6 protein-coding genes are annotated in these 20,955 nt (G+C 68.6%); all 6 read right to left on the reverse strand.

Annotated features, from left to right (window positions below; translation table 11 throughout):
* Positions 1-68 precede the first annotated feature (68 nt).
* Positions 69-3,230, reverse strand: coding sequence for a hypothetical protein (locus ACL58G_RS17120; protein WP_440962552.1), 3,162 nt, complete (start codon positions 3,228-3,230; stop codon positions 69-71).
* Between the two features lie 30 nt (positions 3,231-3,260).
* Positions 3,261-7,070, reverse strand: coding sequence for a hypothetical protein (locus tag ACL58G_RS17125; RefSeq protein WP_440962553.1), 3,810 nt, complete (start codon positions 7,068-7,070; stop codon positions 3,261-3,263).
* Positions 7,067-14,176, reverse strand: a complete 7,110-nt coding sequence (locus tag ACL58G_RS17130; RefSeq protein WP_440962554.1) for a hypothetical protein — start codon at positions 14,174-14,176, stop codon at positions 7,067-7,069. The genes ACL58G_RS17125 and ACL58G_RS17130 overlap by 4 nt, the downstream gene beginning before the upstream one ends.
* Before the next feature lie 339 nt (positions 14,177-14,515).
* A complete protein-coding gene (locus tag ACL58G_RS17135) occupies positions 14,516-15,118 on the reverse strand; it encodes an NF038129 family PEP-CTERM protein (RefSeq protein WP_440962555.1) in 603 nt (200 codons plus the stop codon).
* 11 nt (positions 15,119-15,129) lie between these two features.
* Positions 15,130-19,857, reverse strand: a complete 4,728-nt coding sequence (locus tag ACL58G_RS17140) for a discoidin domain-containing protein (protein ID WP_413385628.1) — start codon at positions 19,855-19,857, stop codon at positions 15,130-15,132.
* A 484-nt stretch (positions 19,858-20,341) separates the two neighbouring features.
* Complete coding sequence (locus tag ACL58G_RS17145) at positions 20,342-20,944, reverse strand: NF038129 family PEP-CTERM protein (RefSeq protein ID WP_440962556.1); 603 nt, start codon at positions 20,942-20,944, stop codon at positions 20,342-20,344.
* Positions 20,945-20,955: the final 11 nt, after the last annotated feature.

Below are 20,955 nucleotides of genomic sequence, written 5' to 3' on the forward strand. Positions count from 1 at the left end.
AAAATGATTGCAAAAACGACATTTTAATCGGGAAACGTTTTCGGGTGTAAATATATGTAACTACGCCATCACGCCTTGGCCAAAAAACTTCCCAGCGTCGCCAATAGCGTCGCCCCATCTACACCGTCCGGGTCGGCTTCGTCCACGGTAGCTGGAATCACATCCGGGTTATAGCCCTCCCACAGCGGCTTGATCAACCCCGCGCCTTCACCCAGCAGATTGCGCACGACGCCGAACGCGGTGCGCGGCAGCTCCAGCGTGGCCCATTCCGCGGTCGCATTGGCCGGCCCCGTCCCGACGGGCACGCCCAGCCGCGTGGCCATCAGCGCCCGCCGGAACTGGCGCAGCCTCTTCGAATAGCCGTCCTCGATCACGCGGTCGAACGAGCCCAGGTCGGCGGCGCCGTCGAACGTCATGCCGCGCCGCCGGAAGTGGCTCGTGCCGACGAGGGAATACACGTCGTCGACGATCACCACCGCACTGCGGATGGCGGTCGCGCGGCCGGGAAAGCCGAGCGGGTGGAACACGGCCAGCCGGTCGCTGATGATGCCCGGGAATGTCGAGACGAGCGCCTTGCGCGCCCCGATCGCCTGCTGCACGAAGGTGTCGAAGTTCATCGGCGGGCCGCTGTGCGCGAAATCGGTGTCCCACGGCAGCGCCACCACCACGCGCAGGTCGCGGTGATCCGTCATGCGGTCGATGATCACCTGGGCCAGGTCGAGCATGTGGGGCGGCATGCCGCCGTTGTCGGCGGCCGTGGGGGCGAACTGGGCGCTTTCGATGTAGACGAGCTCACGCGCTTCGCCCAGCGCGCGCCGCAGCGACCACAGGGCGTCGCGCCGGCCGTGCTTCGCCACCCAGTATTCGCGTCGGATCTCGCGCAGCAGCCGGTCGCCGTTGGGCGAGTTCACGGTCGGCGGCGGGCCGGCCGGATTGACGGCGTTCGAGACCGCGTCGACGATGTCCTGCACCGTCGTCGCATCCTCGAAAGCCGATTCCGGCGCCAGCGACAGCTCGGGCGTGTCGCACACGGCCGCGATGGACTGCAGCGCCGCGCCCATGCGCGTGCCGGCGTTCGGCGCCGCATCGTTCGGCGGCGTGGCCGGTTCGTTCATGTTGTTGCCGGCGCCGTACAGGATCCAGCCGTCCAGCAACGTGGGCGCGCCGGGGAAGGGCAGCGGCGGCTTGGCGCGGCGCAGCGCGTGCCACGCGAAGTCGTAGGCCAGCGCACCCGTCACGCGCGCGCCCGCCGCGTGGATGTCCGGACCGGCCGGGTTGCCGGGGTTGCCCTGCGTGTGCTGGGCGGAGCGCGACTCCGGCATCCAGCGCGCGCCCGTCACCACGGCCTGCCACGACAGCGCGCCGTTGCTCGCGGCAGCATCCGGGATGCCCGCCGCGACGATCGTCTCGAAGCGCGCCATCAGCGGCAGGCGCGGACCCACGCGCGGGATGCTTTCGGAGGCGAGGCTGCGCGACAGCGCGGCCAGGGTGCCGCCGTTTGCGGCCGGCGTCGTGCGGGGGAGGCCGAACAGCGGGACCGGGCACCAGCCCCGCATCTCGGGCGGCACCAGCGGCAGGCGGTCGGTGCCGCCGAACGTGTTCACGGGCGGCGCGACGGGCGGGTCGACGGGCACGCGGATCCCGCTCCACAGCTTGCGCTGGCCGCCGCGCACCGTCACGACGATGTCCACGTCGATCCGGATGCCGGGGCTGTGCGGATCGCCCGGGCCCAGGCCGAACGGGTTGGCCAGCAGGATCCTCACGTCGTTCGTGCCGTCCGCCAGGGCCGCGCCGCCGTCGCCGCGCACGAACGAGGGCTGCTTGCCGATGCTCGCGATCTCGGCGAAGCGGCGCGCGTACACGCGGATATGCGCATCCTTCGGTGCGGCCGCAGCCTTCACGGTGAAGAGGACGTCGGGTGACGCGGGACCGGCCCACGCGGCGCTCGCGCCCTGGCCCGGCGACACGTTCGTGGCCGCACCCGGTCCGGGCGACGGTGGCGGCGGGAAGGCGGGCCACGCGACCGTCGTGCCGGGCGCCGGCGCGGGCGGCAGGCCGAACGCGGCGAACGCGGGCGAGCAGGCGTAGACGAGGCCCGTGCCTGCCGCCTGGAAGCGCGCCAGCACGCCGTCGGCGAGCGCCCACGTGTTGACGCCGTCGACCGCGTAGTCGATCGCGACGCGGTCGCGCACCTTCGGCACCAGGTCGGCCGGCGTCGTGCCGTCGTCGCCGGGAATGGTGTTGCGCGGTGCGGCGTCGCGGTTGCCCAGCAGATGCCACTCGGGGTCGACCACGACCACGCGCAGGAACTGGCGTGCCAGCGTCGGCCCGGTCGTGGCGGGGAACGGCGGCGAGGGCAACGTCGCGGGCAGCGCCGGCATGGACAGCGGCGTGCGGTCCAGCGTGCCGCGCGTGGCGAAGCCGAAGCGCAGCACGCCATTGTCGCCGCTGCCCGCGGCGATGGTCTGGTTGGCCGCCAGCGTGGCATAGCCCGTCGCATGGTTGACGGGCGTGGTCGACGGGCCGGGCGAGACGACGTTCATCGCGTTGCCGGGCCGCGTGGGCCGGTACAGGTTGCCGTGCAGGTCGGCGAACTGCACGAGGATCGCGCCGCTCGTGGGCAGCGCGGCGATGGCAGTGAGGCCGCCGGCATCGCCGACCGTGCCCGGCGCCTTCGGATAGCGCAGTCCCGGCAGGCCCTGGACCAGGTCCGCGAACATGGCCGCCACGGCCACGGGGCAGATGATCAGGCCGCGCGCATCGTGGAACGAGACCACGAGCGACGCCGGCAGGCTGCCGTCCTTCGGCGGCGGCACGGGATCGCCGGCTTCGATGCGGCGCGGGGTCTCGTCCGGCGGGGACGTCAGCCGGAACAGCATGGCGACGGGCAGCGGGTGCGCGAGCGTGCCGCCGTTGGCATAGCGCGCGGCGGCGAGGCGGAACAGGCGTTGCTGCGCATGCGGATGCAGCCGGATCACGCCGCAGTACGCATCGATCGGCTGGCCCTGCGCATCGGTGAACTCGTTGCCATGGACATGCCACGTGATCATGCCGCCGAACGGACATTCCGCATTCGTCAGCGCCAGCGTCAGCGCGACCGGATCGAACGTGGGCGCCGACGTCGTGGACCAGCGCGGCGCCAGCTGCAGGCCGGTCAGGCCGAGCGTTTCGAGGCCGTCGGCCTGCAGGCGGTTCTGCGCCTGCGCAGTGGTGAACTGGGTGATGTCCATGGTAGCCCGTCCTCTGTATTTCGCGACCTGTTATTTCGCGACCTGTTCGGCAAACCGTCCGTCCGGCGCGGTGATCCGCACCGTGACGCTCGCCACCGCGCCGTTGAACGTCAGGCCGTAGCTGGTCGCGCCGTGCGCGCTGTTCAGGCGGACCAGTTGCCACGGCTGGCCGGGCAGCGGCGACTTGCCGGCCACCGGCACGTCCGCCAGCGCCATTTCGATCACCGTCACCTGGCCGGGCAACTTGATGATCGGGCCGCGCAGCACGTCGAGCGCCTCCAGCGCCACTTCCTTCCTGGCGAGGATGGCCGCCACGCCGTGCGGCTGCACGATCGGATGCGGCACCGGCGCCGGCGTCAGGATCGGCTTTTTCGGCGCGGCGACGGTGACCCTGATCGTGTACTTGCCGCCCGCGCGCGGCGGGATCGGGGCGCTGGAGCGCCACGTGGCGTTGACGACGTTCGGCTTCACGACGTGCATCTCCAGGTCCAGCACGTCCGGCGCGGGATCGACGGGGCCGGACGCCACGGTCAGCACGCGCTCCGTGCCGCGCCCGAGCGGATCCGTCAGGCGCACCACGACGGCCACGCGGTCGTCGACCGAGCCGCGCCTGAGCCGCAGCGCGTACTGCGTGGCGCTGGTGCGCCACGTGCCGCTGATCGGCGGCGCGGGCGGCGCGGCGGGGACGGCCTGCAGCTCGAACGCTTCCAGCAGCAGCGGGTCCGGGGCCGATTTCGACGGGTCGCTCAGGACCTGCGCGTCGACCGTCAGCTTGTGCGGTCCCAGCGCCGTCTTCGGGACGGGCGCGGTGCTCGTGAAATGCACCAGCACGTCCTGCACAGGACCGCCCGGCCACTCGGCCGTCAGCGGCGACAGGTTCGGCGGCCCATCGGGCGGGATCACCACCGACATCGCGTTCGATGCGGGCGAGCGGCCCGGCAGCAGGGCGCGGTCCGGGTCCGGATGTGCCCACGCGATGGCGCGGTACCACACTTTTTTCCAGGAGCCGTCCGGCTGGTCGGCGCCGGTCGCATCGGCCAGCGCGGCGGCATCGTCTTCCAGGCCGTGCACGGTCCAGCCCCCGCCGCCCGCTTCGATGGTGGCGACGGGCGGGCCCATGGTGTCCAGTTCCATCGCGGCCGCTTCGACCCGCGTGCGGAACAGCTGGTAGCGCGCGACGCGGGCGCCGGGCTGGCTCGCGAGGTCCACGTGCACCGCGAACTTCGGCGTCGCGGCCGGCTGGTCGACGCGGCGGATCTCCAGCCGCGGCGGGGCCGGCGTGGCGATGTCCGCCGCCGCGATGGCGACGACGCGCTGCTCGTTGTCGGCCGGCGCGGGCCAGTTGGATTCGACGTTGCCCGCGTTGACCGCGACCATCGTGAACAAATGGATCTCCTTCGTCCCGCGCGGCAGCACGAGGTCGGCCGACGTCTCTGGCTGCGCCCGGGAGTGTACCCGCGTAAACAGCGCGCGGAAGTTGTCGGTGGAGGCGGCGAGGCAGTCGCGCAGGAAGGCCAACCGTTCCGTGTACGTCAGGGTCGGATCGGGCGCCGGGTGGTCCGGATCGCCGACCTTCGCGAGGATCGCGCTCTCGGCCGCCGTGTAGATGAAGTATCCCGTCGCGCCGGCGGCCGGCGCCCACGACACGCGCGCATGATGCTCGCCGCGCGCGTCCGCGAGGCTGGCGCGTTTGACGATTTCCGGCGGCTCGGGCGCGGGCGGGATCGGGTCGGACGCGTAGGCGATGTTCGGTCCCGGTTCCATCGCGGAGCCGGAGACGAGCGGCGCGAGCCAGGCGCTGTCGCGCAGGGGCTGGGCGCGTTCGCGCACGCGCGTCCACACGGCCACGCCGATGTGGCCGACGGCGTTGTAGTCGAGCTGGAAGCCAGAGACGGTGATGCGGTAGCGGCGCACGTCGTCCGCCCCGACGGGGCCGGGCGCGACGAGATTGCCGTCGATGTCGAAGTAGTCGACGGTGACGTTCGGCGGCAGCGGCGACAACTGGTCGCCGCCGAACGGCAGCACGAGCGGCGCGGCAGGCGGCACGGCGAGCGACGTCTGCAGCCCGGCCGGCAAGGTCGTGTCGGGCGGTGGCGTGTGGGCGCGCTGGGGCGCCGCGAACAGGCGGCTGCGCAGTTCGATCTGCTGCGGCTTGCGGACTTCCCAATCCCAGGCCAGCTCCACCGTCAGGGTGCCGGCGCACACGCGGCCCGACGCGGGCACCGCGGCATCCAGCGCGCAGCGCAGCACGCGCGGGCGGTCCAGCGGCGGCTGCTGGTCGGCATGATCGACCGTGCCCCACACCGACCACTGGCCCCAGATGTCCTGCAGCGCGATGCCGTAGCGCAGGGCGAGGCCGGCCGCCGTCAGCGGCAGCACGAGCGAGGAATCCACGGCCGAGTGGCGCGTCATTTCCTTGTCCTTGGCGTTGTTCGCGAGCGTGATCGGCGCGAGGCCGCCGCTGGGGCGCGGGCGCATGATGGCGTCGGCGCCGACGGCGGGCGTGACGGGGTTGGCGCGGGCGAACGCGAAGCTGGACGTCGTCAGCAGCTTGAAGCGCGGCAGGCGGTCCCACGACACGCGCGCGGCCGCGGTCCACGGCTGGTCGGCCGCGTGCGGGCGGCTGTGCGATTGCGCTTGCGCCTGCAGGGCGTTCGGCGCCGGCGGGCGCACGGGCGGCGGCGCGCCGATCGCCAGCGCGGCCATCTCCAGCGGTCCGGACGTGCCGTCCATACCCTTGTCCCACGTGGCCGTGACCATGAAGTCCACCATGCGGCTGGGGATGGCGACGGCGCCGGGCGTCACCGAGCCGCCGGACGTGACTTGCGCGGCCGGGTAGGCGGTGCCGAAGCCCAGCGCCAGCGCGAGCAGCGGATCGCTGCCGGCCGCGATGAAGGTCAGGCCCAGCGGCGGCAGGCTCGCCGTGGACGGATCGCCCAGCGTGCCGCCCGCGCCGCTCGGCCCGGGGATGTCGACGAGGTCGCGCTGGCGCGCCTGCAGCACGGGCGGCATCTTGAGCACGGGGTGCAGGCGGGGCAGCAGGTCTTGCCGCACTTCCTTGACCAGCCCGTCGAAGTCGGGGAGGGCCCACGCCGGCGCCGGATTCGGCCCGAGCGTGCCGGGCCAGCCGAAGGGCGCCGCGCCGCGGCGCAAGCGGTCGCGCGCCGCATCGCCCGGCGCCGTCAGTGCGCCGACCATGCCCTGCTTGTCGGCGTGCCGCCCCACGTCCGACCACTCGGACGGCTCCACCGGCAGGCCGACGATTTCCAGCGGCCGCCACGCGTCCGAGTTCGCGTAGTCGTGCGCCGTGATGCCGCGCACCGAGCGCACGCCGACGGGGCCGGGCGACGCGATCGCCACCGCGACGATGGACGTGCCCCACAGCAGGACCTGGCGCTGGCCGGTGCCCACGGTCTGGATGATTTCCAGCGCGTCGATCGCCACCGGGCCGTTGAGCGCGGCGAGATTCGCATTGGCGGCGGTGACGTCGATGCCGAGCGTGACGTACACGAGCGGGTCGCCCATCCACCACACGATCGTGGCGCCGTCCTGGTTCTGGTACGTGTGGAAGGGGATGTCGCCCATCTCCTTCTCGGACGGCAGCCGTGCCCACACCGTGAACGGCCCGCCCGGCATGCCGTAGTCCTCGTCCGGCAGCTCGGGCGCGAGCTGCGGGTTGATCGACCAGCGCAGCTGGGCCATCGCATAGCCCTCGATGCCGCGCCGGCGCCATTCCTCCGCCCAGCGCTGGTCTTGCGGATCGCGGGCCCGGTTGATGTGCGCCCAGTTCGTCAGCGCGGCGCGGGCGTGGAAGCGATAGGGGTCGACGACGCGGCTCATGCTTGTTCCTCCCAGGGTGCGTTCAGCAACGAGACGTAGGTGATCTTGACCGGGTCGGCCGGCCACGTGGCATCGAACAGATAAGGCTTGTCGGCGAAGCGTTCGCGCTTGAGGCCCAGCGCCAGGCCGTTGGCCCCGCGGCTGCCCGGCTTGAGGACGACGATGGCGCGCTGCCCGCCCGGCGCCGGGATCACGCGCTGGATCACGTCCGGCGCGCCCGGCATCTGGGCCAGCTGCAGCCACGTCCCGGGCAGCATCTCGTAGCGTTCGGGCGCGCTGGGCACCGGATCGGTCACCTTGGTCGGCACGAGGCGCGTGCGGTGCAGCGGTTCGGGCGAGTCGACGATCACGGCCACCGGCTGCGGCGGCTGGGCGGGGTCGGGCTGCTCCCACAGTGCGACGACGCGCGGCGCGGTCGGCGTGCCCATCGGCCCCAGGCCGGCCGTGATCATCGCTTCATCGAGCTCGCTGCCCTGCGGCGCGTGGCTCGCGAAGGTGGACGACAACGTCGCGATGCGGCCCGCCTCCACGTAGCGGTGTTCGGGGCGCGTGCCGAGGAAAGTGTTGGCGAATTCGCCCAGGGTGCCGTAGGCCGAGGTCGAGAACGAGCGGCGCAGCACGCGCTCGCCCACCGTGTTCTCGGGCGCGTCCTCGTCGACCGACTCGATGTCGACGACGTAGTCCGTGTACGGATCGAGCGGGATCGGCACCGTGACCTTGCTGTGGCGGACCACCTCGGCCTCGAAGTCCACGCACGGCTTCCCGCCGCTCAGTGCGTCCTCCTGCAAGACTTCGCGCACGCTTTCTTCCCACGGCGACAGCAGGCCGCCCTTCACGTCGTCCAGGGTGTCCGAGTTGATCGGGAACGGATGCGGCACCGCCGGCGTGGAGGCCGGGCGGCGGAACGACGCCGCCTTGATCCGGACCTGCAGCTTCTTGCCGTAGGCCGCGTACAGGTGGCTCACGTCGTTGGTCGCGAACACGAACGACAGCGGCTCCTGCCCGAATACGTGGCTCTCGCCTTCTTCCGGCAGCGTCGTCAGCACCCACGGATCGAGCTTGGCCGGCGCCGTGTCGTCGGTGCGGAAGTGGTAGACGCGGCTTTCCGTCGTCGCGTCGATGTCGGCTGTTTCGGCCGCGGTTGGCCGGGTGTCCTGGTCGGAGGTCTGCACGGTCCACTCGACCTTGACCTGGTAGGCGGTGTCCGGCGCCAGCAGCGCGTGGCCGCAGGCGTCGTCCGACAGCGCCGCTTCCACGGCATCGTGATTGCGCGTCGTCGTCGTCTCGTCCCAGTCGTGGCGCGCGATTTCTTCGGCGTGCATGAATTCCGCCACGGCCAGATAATAGGGACGCATCAGCAGGCGCTGTTCTTCCGGGCGGATCGGATCGCGCATGCTCTGGCCGATCTCGATCGTGTGGACCTTGTCCGCGCCCTTGATCTCGACGATCACCGGCAGATATGCCTTGTTGCCCTGCGTGGACGTGGTGCCGCCCAGCGCGGACAGGTAGCCGGCCGCGAGCTGCACGTCGTCGCGCCACGGGCCCGCGGCGCTCATCCACTCGGGCGGCACGGGGCGGGTCGGCACGACGTCGGCCAGCGTGACGGCCTGCCCGGCGAGCAGCGTGCCGTCCTTCGCGCGCTGGCGCACCAGCACGTTCTCCTTGCGCACGAGGGTGGACAGCACGAACAGCAGCAGCCGTCCGGCAGCGATTTCTCCGCTGTGGAGGACGATGCCGTTGAAGAGTTCCGGCGGGCGGAAGTCGAGCGCCTTCCATGCCTGTTTTACCGCCTTGTCGCCGGCCGGGTTGCCGAGCGCGATCACGCGGCCGTCGTCGTTCAGCGGGCTGGCCAGCACCTTCGCTTCGCAGCGCTGCGGTTCGGTCGGCGACGTGGCCGCGGCGGCGACGTGCACGGCGGACGTGGCCAGTTCGGCGCGCGACAGCGGCTGCCCGGCCTGCAGCCTGGCGGCCGTCGCGGCCCACGTCAGGCGCGTCGCCGGCAGCGCATCGATGCGGCGGATGCCGGCGACCTGCGCCACCTGGTCGCGGACCGCATTGCGCTGGAGCGCGACCGGGCGTAGCGGCGGACGCGTGGTGGAACTCGGCGTCGGCGTCGGCGTCGTGTCGCGCGGGCAGGGCGCGGGCGTGCCGGTCACGAACGCGGGATCGATGCCGCGCTTGCGGTCGATGAGGTCGATGCCGCAACGCCAGCACTCCGTCACTGCGAGCGTCGTGACGGGCGCGCGCGACCGCACCGTGTCCGGCGGATCGGGCCACGCTTCGCCGTCGACGATCCAGCCATCCTTCGATGGCCCGAGCTGCTCGTAGCGGAACGTCCACAGCACCGAGGTGGCCGGGGCGGCCTTGTGGCAGACGGTGCCCCAGCGCTCGCGGACCGTCTCTTCCTGGTACGCGCTGCGCGTAAACGCTTTCGGTGTGGCGTTCGGCGTCCAGGCCAGCAGCGCGAGCTGCACTTCGAGCTGGGCGCTGGCCGGGTCGATCGGGTTCTTGAGCGTCCACCACACCGACGGCTTGTCGCCGTCGCCGATCGGGCCCACCAGCTCGACCTTCGTGATTTCGTAGCGCACCCAGTTCTTGCCCTGCTGCTGCCAGCCGTTCTCCGCCGCGCCGGGATGGTTCAGCGGCGCGCTGCCGAACACCGTGAGACCATCGTCGACCGGCGGCACCGACAGCATCAGCACGGGGATCGCGTCGATCGGCACGACCGGCGTCTGGTCGGTGGCAGCGCCTTCGGTCGCCGTGCCGATGGCGCCGTCGACGGGGCGGTCCGTGCCCGTGCCCAGCACCAGCGCGGGCGAGCGCGAGACGAGCTTCAGGTCGCGCACGAGCGGCGGGGCAGGTAGCTTCGGCACGTTCGTGGCGCCCAGGTGGAAGTCGACGCAACCCTTGATCGTGAAGAAGAACAGGTCCACTTCGCCGCAGATCTCGCCGTCGATCCTGGAGATGCGTTCGCGCCGGCCGTCCGGCAGCACGTTCTCGCCGACGTCGACGTCCAGTTCCGCATACGCGCTGATGCTGAGGATGAACAGCACCAGTTCGCCGCGCACGTACAACCGGCCGGCGAGGCGGAACGGGTCGAAGCCGAGCACCGCGTCGAAGCCGGCGCCGATGCGCAGGTACAGCCGCGCCGGCACGCTGCCCCAGGTGAAGGCGGCGCGCAGGCCGGTGCCGATGGCGAAGCCGTAGACTTGCGGCAGGCCGGCGTCGGGGTAGGCGGGCAGGCCGTTCCCGGACAACATCAGGTAGCCGGACGCGTCGATCACCGACAGGATCGTGCATTGCACCGGATCGCTGCGCTGGCCCAGGTACAGATGCCAGTCTTCGCCCTTCTTGAGGTTGAAGAAGGCTTCGATCGGCACGCGGATCTTGATCAGCGGGTCGATCGTGTAGTCGGCGACGATGCCGATCGTGAGCGTGCCGCGGCCGGCGTCCAGGTCGATCACGGCCAGCAGGTTGCCCTCGGCGTTCTTGTCCTTCAGCGCGGGCATCGGCTGCAGCAGGCGCGCCTTCATCATCAGCAGGATGCGCGGGCCGGGCAGTTCGAGCATGAACACGCCCTTCAGGTTGAACACGACGCTGCTGCCCATCGTGCCGATCGTCGCGCCCACGCCGAACGCCCAGTGGTCCGGATTGCCCTTCCACGCGTCGGGATTGGTCGGATTGCCGCCGGCCCGGTTCTTCAGCCAGTCGAGCGCGATCGAGGGGCCGGCCAGCCCGTCCTCGTCGCGCGCGTAGTGCATCGCGAACATGCCGAGGAAGCCGTAGATGCCGAGACCCGAGCCACCGAGCGGGATCGCGACCGGCAGCTCCAGCTCCAGCGCGACGAACACGCCCGTGCGGCCTTCCACGTGCGTCACCTTGAGCACGGCGCGCACGCGGGTGTCGATCGGGACCAGCTGCAGGTCGATGGCGCCGCCGACTTCCTCGCCCAGTTCGAAGCTGCCCTTGCCGACCAGGACACCGGGGATGTTCACGCCGGCGCCGAACGCGGTCAGCTCCACGCCCGCCACGCCGCCTTCCTCGGCGAATTTCAGGCGCACGCGCGCACGGTCGAACGTGACGACGCCCAGGTCAGCGTTCAGGCCCAGGTCGAATTCGAACGACAGCGGATTGGTACGTGCGACGCGCGCGCCCAGGATCTTGATGAACTGGCCGAGCGGATCGGGCACCGTGATGCCGCCGCCGCTCGTGAGATCGATCGAATAGCCGCGCGACGAATCGAACACGGGGCGGAACTGGAAATCGCGCTCGCCCGGCGTATTCCCGAAGCGCATGCCGATCGCCTTGTAGCGCACGGACAGCGGCGACTCGCGCGGGATGGTCAGCAAGGTGATCCCGCCGATCTCCACGTTCGCCGACACGGCGGTCTCGATGTCGCCCAGGATCGCCACCTCGGTGCCGGTGGCGCGCTTGCGCACGGCGATTTCTCCGCCCCACAGCACGACGCGTTCGACGTTGAAGTAGCCGGCCTGCGCGAGGCCCGTCGCCAGCGCGACGCCGCCGACCGCGAGCACCGCCGGCACCATGTCGCCGGACGCCGGGTTGGCGGGGGCGGCGGCGTCGAGGAGGGGCGCGAACAGGGCCGTCATGCCGAGCAGGTTGCGGCCGAAGTGGCCTTCCGCGAGCAACGGCTGGCCGGGCAGCTGGCCCGTCATCACGAGGCCGTCCTTGTCGGCCGGGTCCGCGCCCAGGTACGCGAGCGCGCTCCAGTCGCCCGTCGCGTTATCGATCTGGAAGACGATGCGCGCCTTGATCACGCCATCCATCGGATTGCTGCCCATCCCGCGCAGGACGGGCTCCATGCCCGGGTCGCCGCCGTTCTGCTGGATGAACTGTTCGGACGGCGTGTTGATGTCGAATTCGCCGTAGACGTCGACCGCCACGAACTCGTCGCGCACGATGCGCACCTTGGCGCCCAGCGCGCGGAACCAGCTGGGCGGCGTCGGCTGCGTCGGTGCCGGGTCGGGCGTGGTCACGGGGATCTGCGGGACCTCGGTTGCGCCGCGCGACACCGTGCCTTTCGTGACGGTGCCGGGCAGCGGCGCGGCCGGCAGCCTGGCGTCGGCGCGCCAGTTCGTACGGCGCGTGTCGAGGTCGGAACTGCCCACCGGACCGCGGCCGAGGAGGGTGAAGTGGAAGTTCTTGCCCGGTGCCGCGGCGCGGACGATGTGCGCGAAGGCCTCCGCACGTCGGCGCGACAGCAGGAAGTTGTAGTCGACGTCGTTCGGGTCGTCCTCGTTGCTGGCGCAGCCCGTGATTTCGATGGTGGACCCGGCCGGAACGCGGTCCAGGCGCGCGGCGTAGCTGCTGCCCACGGGGCTGCCCGTGAACGGGCTTTCGGGCGCGTCCGTCGCGGCCGGGCCGGTGCTGGAATTGGCGGGCCTGGTGACATCGGCGGTGGGCGTCGGGCCCACGGTGCCGGGCAGGCCCGGCACGTAGTCGATGCCGGTGGTCGGGTCGTGCTCGGGCAGCTGGTTGTTGGTCGGGCGGTCGAAGCGGAAATACGCGCTCACCGTCTCGGGCCCCGCGCCCACGGCCGGCGTGGTCGCCTCCACGTCGGCCGACTCGTTCTCGGCCAATTCGATGGTGCGCTCCTCGCCGGCCGGATAGTCCTGCGCCGGCGCCGCGGGCGGCTTGCGCACCTTCCACGTGGTGGCGGGGTCAGGCGGATCGAGCGTGATCGTGATGCTCGAATGGTTGCGCCCCTTGAGGCGGAACGGAGGCGCGCCGACCGGCGTGCCGTCGCGCGTGATGCTGCCGGTGTCGAACTGCGCCTCCGCGACGATGGGCGTGCCCGGCTTGCTGCTGCCGGTCTTCGGGCCGGCCGCGATGGTCAACTGGGCCGGCGTGCCGCCGCCGCTGGCCGCACCGACGACGATGCTGCCCGCGCCGTCGCCGCCCAGGTCGACGTCGAACACGTTCGGCATCGATGGCGCGGTTGGTGCGAGCGGGCTGCCGTCCAGCGCGGCCGTGAAGGTGTACGGCGGACGCTGGCCGGACGCGTCGACCACCATGCGCGTGCGTTGCGGCAGCATGGCGGTGGCCGTGTCTCCCGTGCGCGTGATGCCGATCGGCTGGTTGCCGGGACCGTAGAAGCGCGCCGACACGCCGATCGGCGCGCCCTGGTTGATGACGGCGACGTCGAAGTCGCCCGTGATGCCGGGCGTGTTCCCAAGCCCGATCAGCAGATTGCTGGCGCCGGCCGACACGGCGATGTCGTTCATCCCGTGCGGCGCGACGAACAGGCGCACGACGGGGAGGTACAAGCCGGTCCAGTTCTCGTCGTAGCCGAACTGCGCCAGCACCTCCGGTGGCGTGTAGCCGTTCGACAGGTCGAGGACAGCGCTGCGGAAGCCGAAGCCCACGACGTTCGAATCGCCGATGAATGCGTACGGCGGCGTCATCGTGATCAGTTCGGCGGTACCGAGGTCGCTGCCGTCGTCCAGGCTGGTCGCGCCGAGGCTCAGGAGGTTGAAGGCGAGGACCCCGGCAGCATCCTGCGACAACTGCATGCGCAGCCTGGGCAGGGTGAACGACACGACGGTGTTGGCGGGGTCGCGTTCCAGCAGGCCATCCGACTCGCGCAGCTTCGCGCCTTTCAGCATGGGCGGGCGCAGCACGACCGTCGTGAGCAGCATGTCGAGTGTGAACTGGGCGCCGGGATAGTCGGATACCGGCATGTCGATCGGCAGCGTGTCGAGCACGTTGAACACGTCGGTCGTGGTGGCCGCCACGCCCGTCGCGGCCGCGATGATCGGGGAACCGGCGCGCGGGACGAACAGTTCGAAGGCGATCTGCGTATCCTGGATGTCGATCCACGGATCGCGCCGGGTCGGATCGTCCTGCGGATGCAGGCCGCCGGCGGTGGCGGTGACGGTCAGGCGCGCGTTCGGCAGGTCGAGCACGGGCCGCGCGGAGACGGCGAACTTCGCGACGCCGCGGATCGTCGTGCCTTCGGCCGCGCCGGTTGCCTCGTAGCGGTCGACATAGATGGCACCCAGCGCCGCTTGCCAATCGCCCAGTGTCGTGCCGAGCAGTTGGTAGGGCGAGACCAGGTCGAGCAGCGAAAGAGGGAAGGCGGGCATGGCGGACTCTTTCAGACGTCGATGACCCCGTACGGGCGGCACGCGGCCTCTCGCACGATGAGATTCGAAAACGGCGGCGGTTGTTCTGGAGGTACGGCGCACTGGCCCCGGCCGCGCGAAAGTGGACCGGGAAGAATGTGTTCTTGTTATCGAGGCGGAGTCGACTGGAGATAATTTAAACGCAATTTTGTTAAATCACAAGCGGTCGGTTGCAAAATATTCGTAAATATGTTTGTTGCGTATTCAGGATGGATAACAGGGCCGGGTCCGACGGCCAAATGTAAAAAACCCGGAAGCCGCACATCGGCTTCCGGGCTGCGTTCAGGTCTTCAGGACCGCTCAGAACCTGCGCGCTTCACGCCCCCGCCACGCCATCATCGCCAGCATGGCAACCAGCATCAGCGCCGCCGTCGACGGTTCCGGAACCTTCGTCACGCTGCTGACCCGGGTCGAGGGCGCCGCCACGAGGACCTGTTCGCCGACCGGTGCAAACGGCTGCAGGAACAGGTTGCCCAGGTCGCCGTCGGCGCCCAGGTAGTGCGTCGCATCGAACAGCGCCCAGCCGAACGCGGTGCCGATGTCGCCCGGCAGCATGGTGAAGCTGACGTCGAAGGCGAACCTGCCGCCCAGCTGGATGGCCTGGACCAGGTCACCGCCGCCGCCGGCATTGCCGAACACGAAGGAACCGGGCGCGGTGCCCGTGACCGTGCCCGTCAGGTCCGCCGCGCCGTCCAGCGCGCCCGCCAGGTTGCTGACGATGGCGGTTGCCGCCGGCGCGCCGTCCAGTCCCAGGAAGTACAGCTCCAGGAAAGCCGGCCCCGAACCCAGCGACGCCGTGTCGATGTCGACGTGATAGAGCGGGGTGGCCGCCGCCTGGCCGCAGGTGCCGGTCAGCGCGGCCGCGAGTGCCAGCCAGGATAAGAAGTGCTTGAAGCGAAACATGGTCAGGTCCTTTACTGGATGCTGAAGAGGGCCGGCGTGTACGCAATGCCGACCTTGTTCGGGTTGGAGAAGGTGGTCGTCAAGGTGACGCTCTGGCCCGGAGCCAGGCTGGCGGCCGGCAGCGCCATGTACGGCACGCCGTCCTTCACGCCGGTTTGCGTGTCCAGCGTGACGCCGGCCGTCAGTACCTGCAGGCGGAAATGCAGCGGACCCGTCAGCGTCTGGCCACCGGTGTTCGTGATCGTCACCGTGCCCGTGTACTTGTTGGTGAAGCGGTTCACCGTCAGGCCCGAGCGCGCGATCGATGCGAAGGAGGTCACGTCCGCCGATTTGTCGATCGACACCGTCACCGCGTGCGCCTGTTCGGTATTGCCCGCCCAGTCCTTGCTCCAGTAGCTCACCGTGTGCGTGCCGCTCGTGGTCAGCGTGACGGAGTTGCCCGTCTGCTGCGCACCGCCGTCGACCGTGTAATACGTCGCTGCGACACCCGAGCCGCCCTGGTTGTCCGTGGCCGCGAAGGTGACCGTCGCGTCCGTGGTCGCCGTGCCTTGCGGCGCGGTGGCCGTGGTCACCGGTGCGATCACGTCCGCGCCATGCAGCGAGCCGTGCAGGCGAACTTCCCTGATGGTGCCGAACCACGCGTTCGGATTGTACACACGGATGTAGCGGTAAGGCACCAGGCTCGTGACCGGCAGCGTCTGCCATTCCGCCGTCGACTGCGCCGCCGGGGTCAGCGTGGTCCACGCGGTGTTGTCGTTCGAGCCCTGGAACACGAGGCCGTTGACGCGCGTGTAGTACTTGTCCTGGCTGCCGATGACTTCGGTGCTGGTCAGGCTGACCTGGTTGCCTTCCTTGAAGTCGAAGACCACCCAGGCACCCGTGCCCGAGCCGCCCGAGCCGTTACGGAAGTCCGAACCGGTGCCCAGGTTCGCGTCGAACAGGGTCTTCACGATCGTCAGCGTCGTGGCGGCGTTGCGGTTCGTGGTCGAATCGATCAGCGTTGCGATGGTCGGAACGTTCGGGATGAGGTCGCTCTCGTCGACCAGGGTCAGCGAGGTCTTGTCAGTCGTTTCCGTGACCTCGTAGCCCGTCTTGCCGGCTTGCGTGAGGTAATTGATGGCGAACTTCACCGTACCGGGCTGCGTCCCCTGGGGCAGGTTCGCGGTGGCCGTGTAGTTGATGTTGTCCGTCGTCGCGACTGTAGCGGGCAGGCCGGCGATGGTGACCGCCACATTACTGATCGCTTCCTTGGCCGTGAAGTTCAGTTTCGCGGTACTTCCGGGCACAACCCTGTTGCGCAGCGCCTGGACCGAGGTGAGCGACGCGGATGCGATGCGGTTGGTGGACTCCACGGCGCCATACAGGCGCAGCTCGGCCACGTTCCCATACCCATTGTTGGGGTTGGTCATGCGAATGTAGCGGTACGGCGTCGGATCGGTGATCTTCAGGCTCTGCCAATCCGACGTGTTCGCCGCAGCCGTCGAGATCGTCGTCCAGGTCGCATTGTCGTTCGAACCCTGGAAGATGGTGCCGGTCGTACGGCCGGTGAACTTGCTGTCCTGAAGAGCGATGACATCGGCTCTGGACAGCGCCACGGTTCCGCCGCCCCGGAAGTCGAACTCGAGCCAGCCATTGCTCCCGCTGCCGTTCAGGCGCAGGTCCGTCGCCGAGGCCAGGTTGCTGTCGAACAGGCGGTTGGCGTTCGAGATCACATCGGTCGCATTGCGGCCGTTGGAATCCGTCAGGGTTGCGATATCGATCACGTTACCGATGTAATCTTTCTGGTCCGCGATGAACAGGTTCGTGGAATCGGTCGAGAACATCACGGGTTCCGCGTCCACACCGGCGCCAGTCTTGTAGTTGGCCAAAAACTTCACCGGTCCGGTCGCCGTGGTGGGCTTGACGACCAGTGTCGCGGTCCAGTTCAGGTTGTCCGTGGTCGTGATGGTTGCCGGCTCGCCCTGGATCGTTGCGGTCACATTGTTGACCGGTTCGGAGGACTGGAAGGAAAGCTTGATCGTGTTGCCGGACACAACGCGGTTCTTTACAGCCTGGTCCGACGTCAACGAAACGCTGTTCAGCTTGTTAACCGTTTCATAGCGGGTACCGAAGAGCCTGAACTCGCCGAGCTCGATGATGTTGTACCACGTGTTCAGGTTGACGGTGGAAAGCTTGAAGAAGCGATAGCGCTGGCCGCGCAGGTCCTCCTGCACGTCCAGGGTCTGGCGCGCCTCGCTCTGAATCGTTGCGTCGGGTGTGAGTCGCGTCCAGTGCTCGTTGTCGTTGGAGCCAAAGGCCGCGACGCCACTGGCGCGTTCCGGGAAGCTGGTGCGCGGCTCGAACTGGAACGCGCTCGCCGCCACCTTGAAGCTGGGACCGAAGTCCAGCGTGAACGTGAGGTTGTTCTCCCTGGCGATGAAGTACGGGATGAAGGTGATGGGATCGTCGTCGACCCCGGTGGCGGCCCAGTCACCGAAGTTCGTCACCAGGTTCGAATTGAAGAACAGATTGGTGTAGTTCATGCTGCCGTCCTTCAGCAGCGGGGTCAGTTCCTGGAGTCCGGCGACCGCGTTACGCAAAGTCGCCAGTTTCTGGAAGTAGGTGGTGTCGTTGCCGGACCCGACCGCGGCCTGCATGTCCGCATAGGCAGCCTGGTAGGCATCCCTGGTCGACGTCACGTACAGCGTGTCCGGTTTGAATTGCGCGGCCACGACCCCGACGGTCGCCTGCCGGTCCGCACCCACGACGACCGTCAGCCGCTTGGTGGTCACTGTCGTCCCGTCCGAAGCCTCGACCACTAACGCGTACGTACCGGCCTGCGTCGGCAACCAGGAGAATGCGCCCGTGCTGGTGTCGAACGACGCGCCTGGCGGCAGGTTGTCGATGTTGTAGGTCACGACGTCGCCCGCAGCCGGATCGGTGGCCGAAAGGTCGATCGTCGTCGGGACGGTTGCGCCGGCATACGTGTACAAGGTCGTGTCGGCATTGCCGGACTTGAACACCGGCGGGCTCAGCATAGTGCTCGACTGGGCATTGATGTGATCGATGTCGACCGTGGTGCCGTTGCCGGTCAAGGTAACCTGGAGGAAATCGCCGAGGTTGATGGGTACCACCAGGTAGCGCCACTCGCCCCGGGTGTTCGGCAACGCGATCGGGTTGGCATAGGTGTCCAGGGTCATGGTGGCCGGGCCATTGGTCCGGAAGCGGAAGCCGATCGACGTGACGGTGCCGCCGTAATAACTGTACACGGCATAGCGCGTGCCTTCCGGCGTGGCCGTGCTGCGCACGAAGCTGGTCGAGCCTTCGGTCTGCGTCACCGAAGAACCGGTGAGCGGGGAGTAGCGGTCTTCCACTTCGCGATACGGATCGATGACTGAAATGCCCAGGTATTTGCTGCCCTCCGCCTCGGCTGCCTTGGGGATGCCAATCCAGAAGTCGCCGCCGCCATCGGCGCCATCCCAGTTGTAGGCCCTGCGCTTGGCGTAGGCCGTCGTGTAACTAGGGGAGATCTGTTCGAGGTTCAGGCCGCGGACATACTTGTAGTAATAAAACGCTTCCCAGGTGTTCTGCGTCAGCCGGCCCCGGCCCGATGACGACACGGTCGGATACATCGCCCGGACGCTGCCATCGGGGTTGACACTCATGGCGACGGGAACCCACGGGATGTCGTAACCGATATTCCATTTGCTGAACAGGTCATGAACAGCCAGCAGACGATCATCGAGGAATTCATAGGGGCCGACGGCGTTCGACTCGGTCGAAGGCGTACCTGTCACCGGATCGACCTTGGTACCTTGCGACATGATCATGCGCGCCAGGATTTCCGAGTTGGTGAGGTCGCCGGCGCCGTGGGCCTGATCGCGGCCCATTTCCACGTGCTGGATCTGGGGCGGAATCGCTTCGCCGGTGGCGTCATTCTTCGTCACCAGGCGGAACAGCCTCTCGATCGAGCCGGTCCATGCAGGATCGGGCGCATCCTTGTTGACGGTGAACCACTCGACCGTCTGATTGTACGAATCGCGATCGCCCATGAAGATCGCACCGGACATCTTCGCGATGGTCGTGTACAGATGCTGGTTCATGAAACGGCAGTTGCAATTGTCGTCGGTCAGGATTGTCGGCACGAAGAGGTTGGCCGCGATCTTCTGTGTGTCGTCATCCGTCCACGCGAGCGTCGGGTCCTGGGTGCTGGAATAACGCATAATTTCGGCCGCGCCGACCATCCGCTGCATCGGGATTCCGGTATGGATGTGCGCATCGGTGTAATACGCGTACTTGGCCGGATCCATTTGCTCGTACAGGCGCATGATGCGCATGACGTTGGCCCGGTAGACCGGATCGCCGGTCACGTAGTAAAGGATCGCCTGGGTGTAGGCGGTCAAGGCGTCCGACTTGAAAATGCCCTCGGCACCCTGCGATTCAATTCCGAGAATGCGCGGCTTGGTCTGGTCCGAGGCATTGACGTTCGCGATGTTGGGCGTGCGCTTGGCGCTGGCCGACTGGAGCATCATGTTGAAATGTGTATACCAGGGCTCTTTCTTCGCCAGAACCTGGGCCCGCATGTTTTCCAGCTGCGCCTTCGTGAAGCCGACGCCGGGATGCTTGAATCCGCTTGCATCGATTGTTTCGGTGAGGACCGGCTGGTAGCTGGTCACCATCGTGTCGATCGGATCCGCGGCCATCGCGAGCTGGCCCGGGAAGGGCACCAGCGTCGTCGCGATACCGACTGAAAATGCCATGCAGACGGCGCGTCTTAACGCATGGTTCAATTTGATTGTTCTCATGTCTGTCCCTCCATTTTTAATCTCTTCGTGTTTAGGTTACCGATAACATTGTTGACCGGAGACGGACCGGAAATGCAGGGTGCGGCAGCACCCGCTTGCGTAGCCGAACCGGGTCGCATTGGTTTCTTATATATGAAGTGCTTATAAACGAGTGCCGTATCGAAGAACGTTCGGCGCAGTCTCACCGTACGTGTGCCTGAAACAATGCCGTTCCCGACTCGATCGGGTCACGATCAAGTCGCCGCTTGCACATGGCGGGATTGTACGTTATCGATACCGTACAATTGTAGGCCTAATTTCAGCAGGCGCGAACATATTTTTTGCCGCGCTGGCGATGCTCATGCCGGCTGGATGAATGAAAAAACCAAAAATGAAAAAAACCCAAAAGCCGGACAACGGCCTTTGGGGTCCGATTAAGACTGCAGGACGTCAGGACGGATCAGGGCCGGCGCGCGCCTTGCCCGCGCCACGCCATCATCGCCAGCATGGCAACCAGCATCAGCGCCGCCGTCGACGGTTCCGGAACCTTCGTCACGCTGCTGACCGGGGTCGAGGGCGCCGCCACGAGGACCTGTTCGCCGGCCGGTGCAAACGGCTGCAGGAACAGGTTGCCCAGGTCGCCGTCGGCGCCCAGGTAGTGCGTCGCATCGAACAGCGCCCAGCCGAACGCGGTGCCGATGTCGCCCGGCAGCATGGTGAAGCTGACGTCGAAGCCGAACTTGCCGCCCAGCTGGATAGCCTGGACCAGGTCACCGCCGCCGCCGGCATTGCCGAACACGAAGGAACCGGGCGCGGTGCCCGTGACCGTGCCCGTCAGGTCCGCCGCGCCGTCCAGCGCGCCCGTCAGGCCGCTCACGATGGCGGTTGCAGCCGGCGCGCCGTCCAGTCCCAGGAAATACAGCTCCAGGAAAGCCGGCCCCGAACCCAGCGACGCCGTGTCGATGTCGACGTGATAGAGCGGGGTGGCCGCCGCCTGGCCGCAGGTGCCGGTCAGCGCGGCCGCGAGTGCCAGCCAGGATACGAAGTGCTTGAATCGAAACATGGTCAGGTCCT

Origin of the sequence: Massilia sp. GER05 (genome assembly GCF_052056005.1) — a bacterium.
In the GTDB taxonomy this organism is placed as follows: domain Bacteria; phylum Pseudomonadota; class Gammaproteobacteria; order Burkholderiales; family Burkholderiaceae_D; genus Telluria; species Telluria orientalis.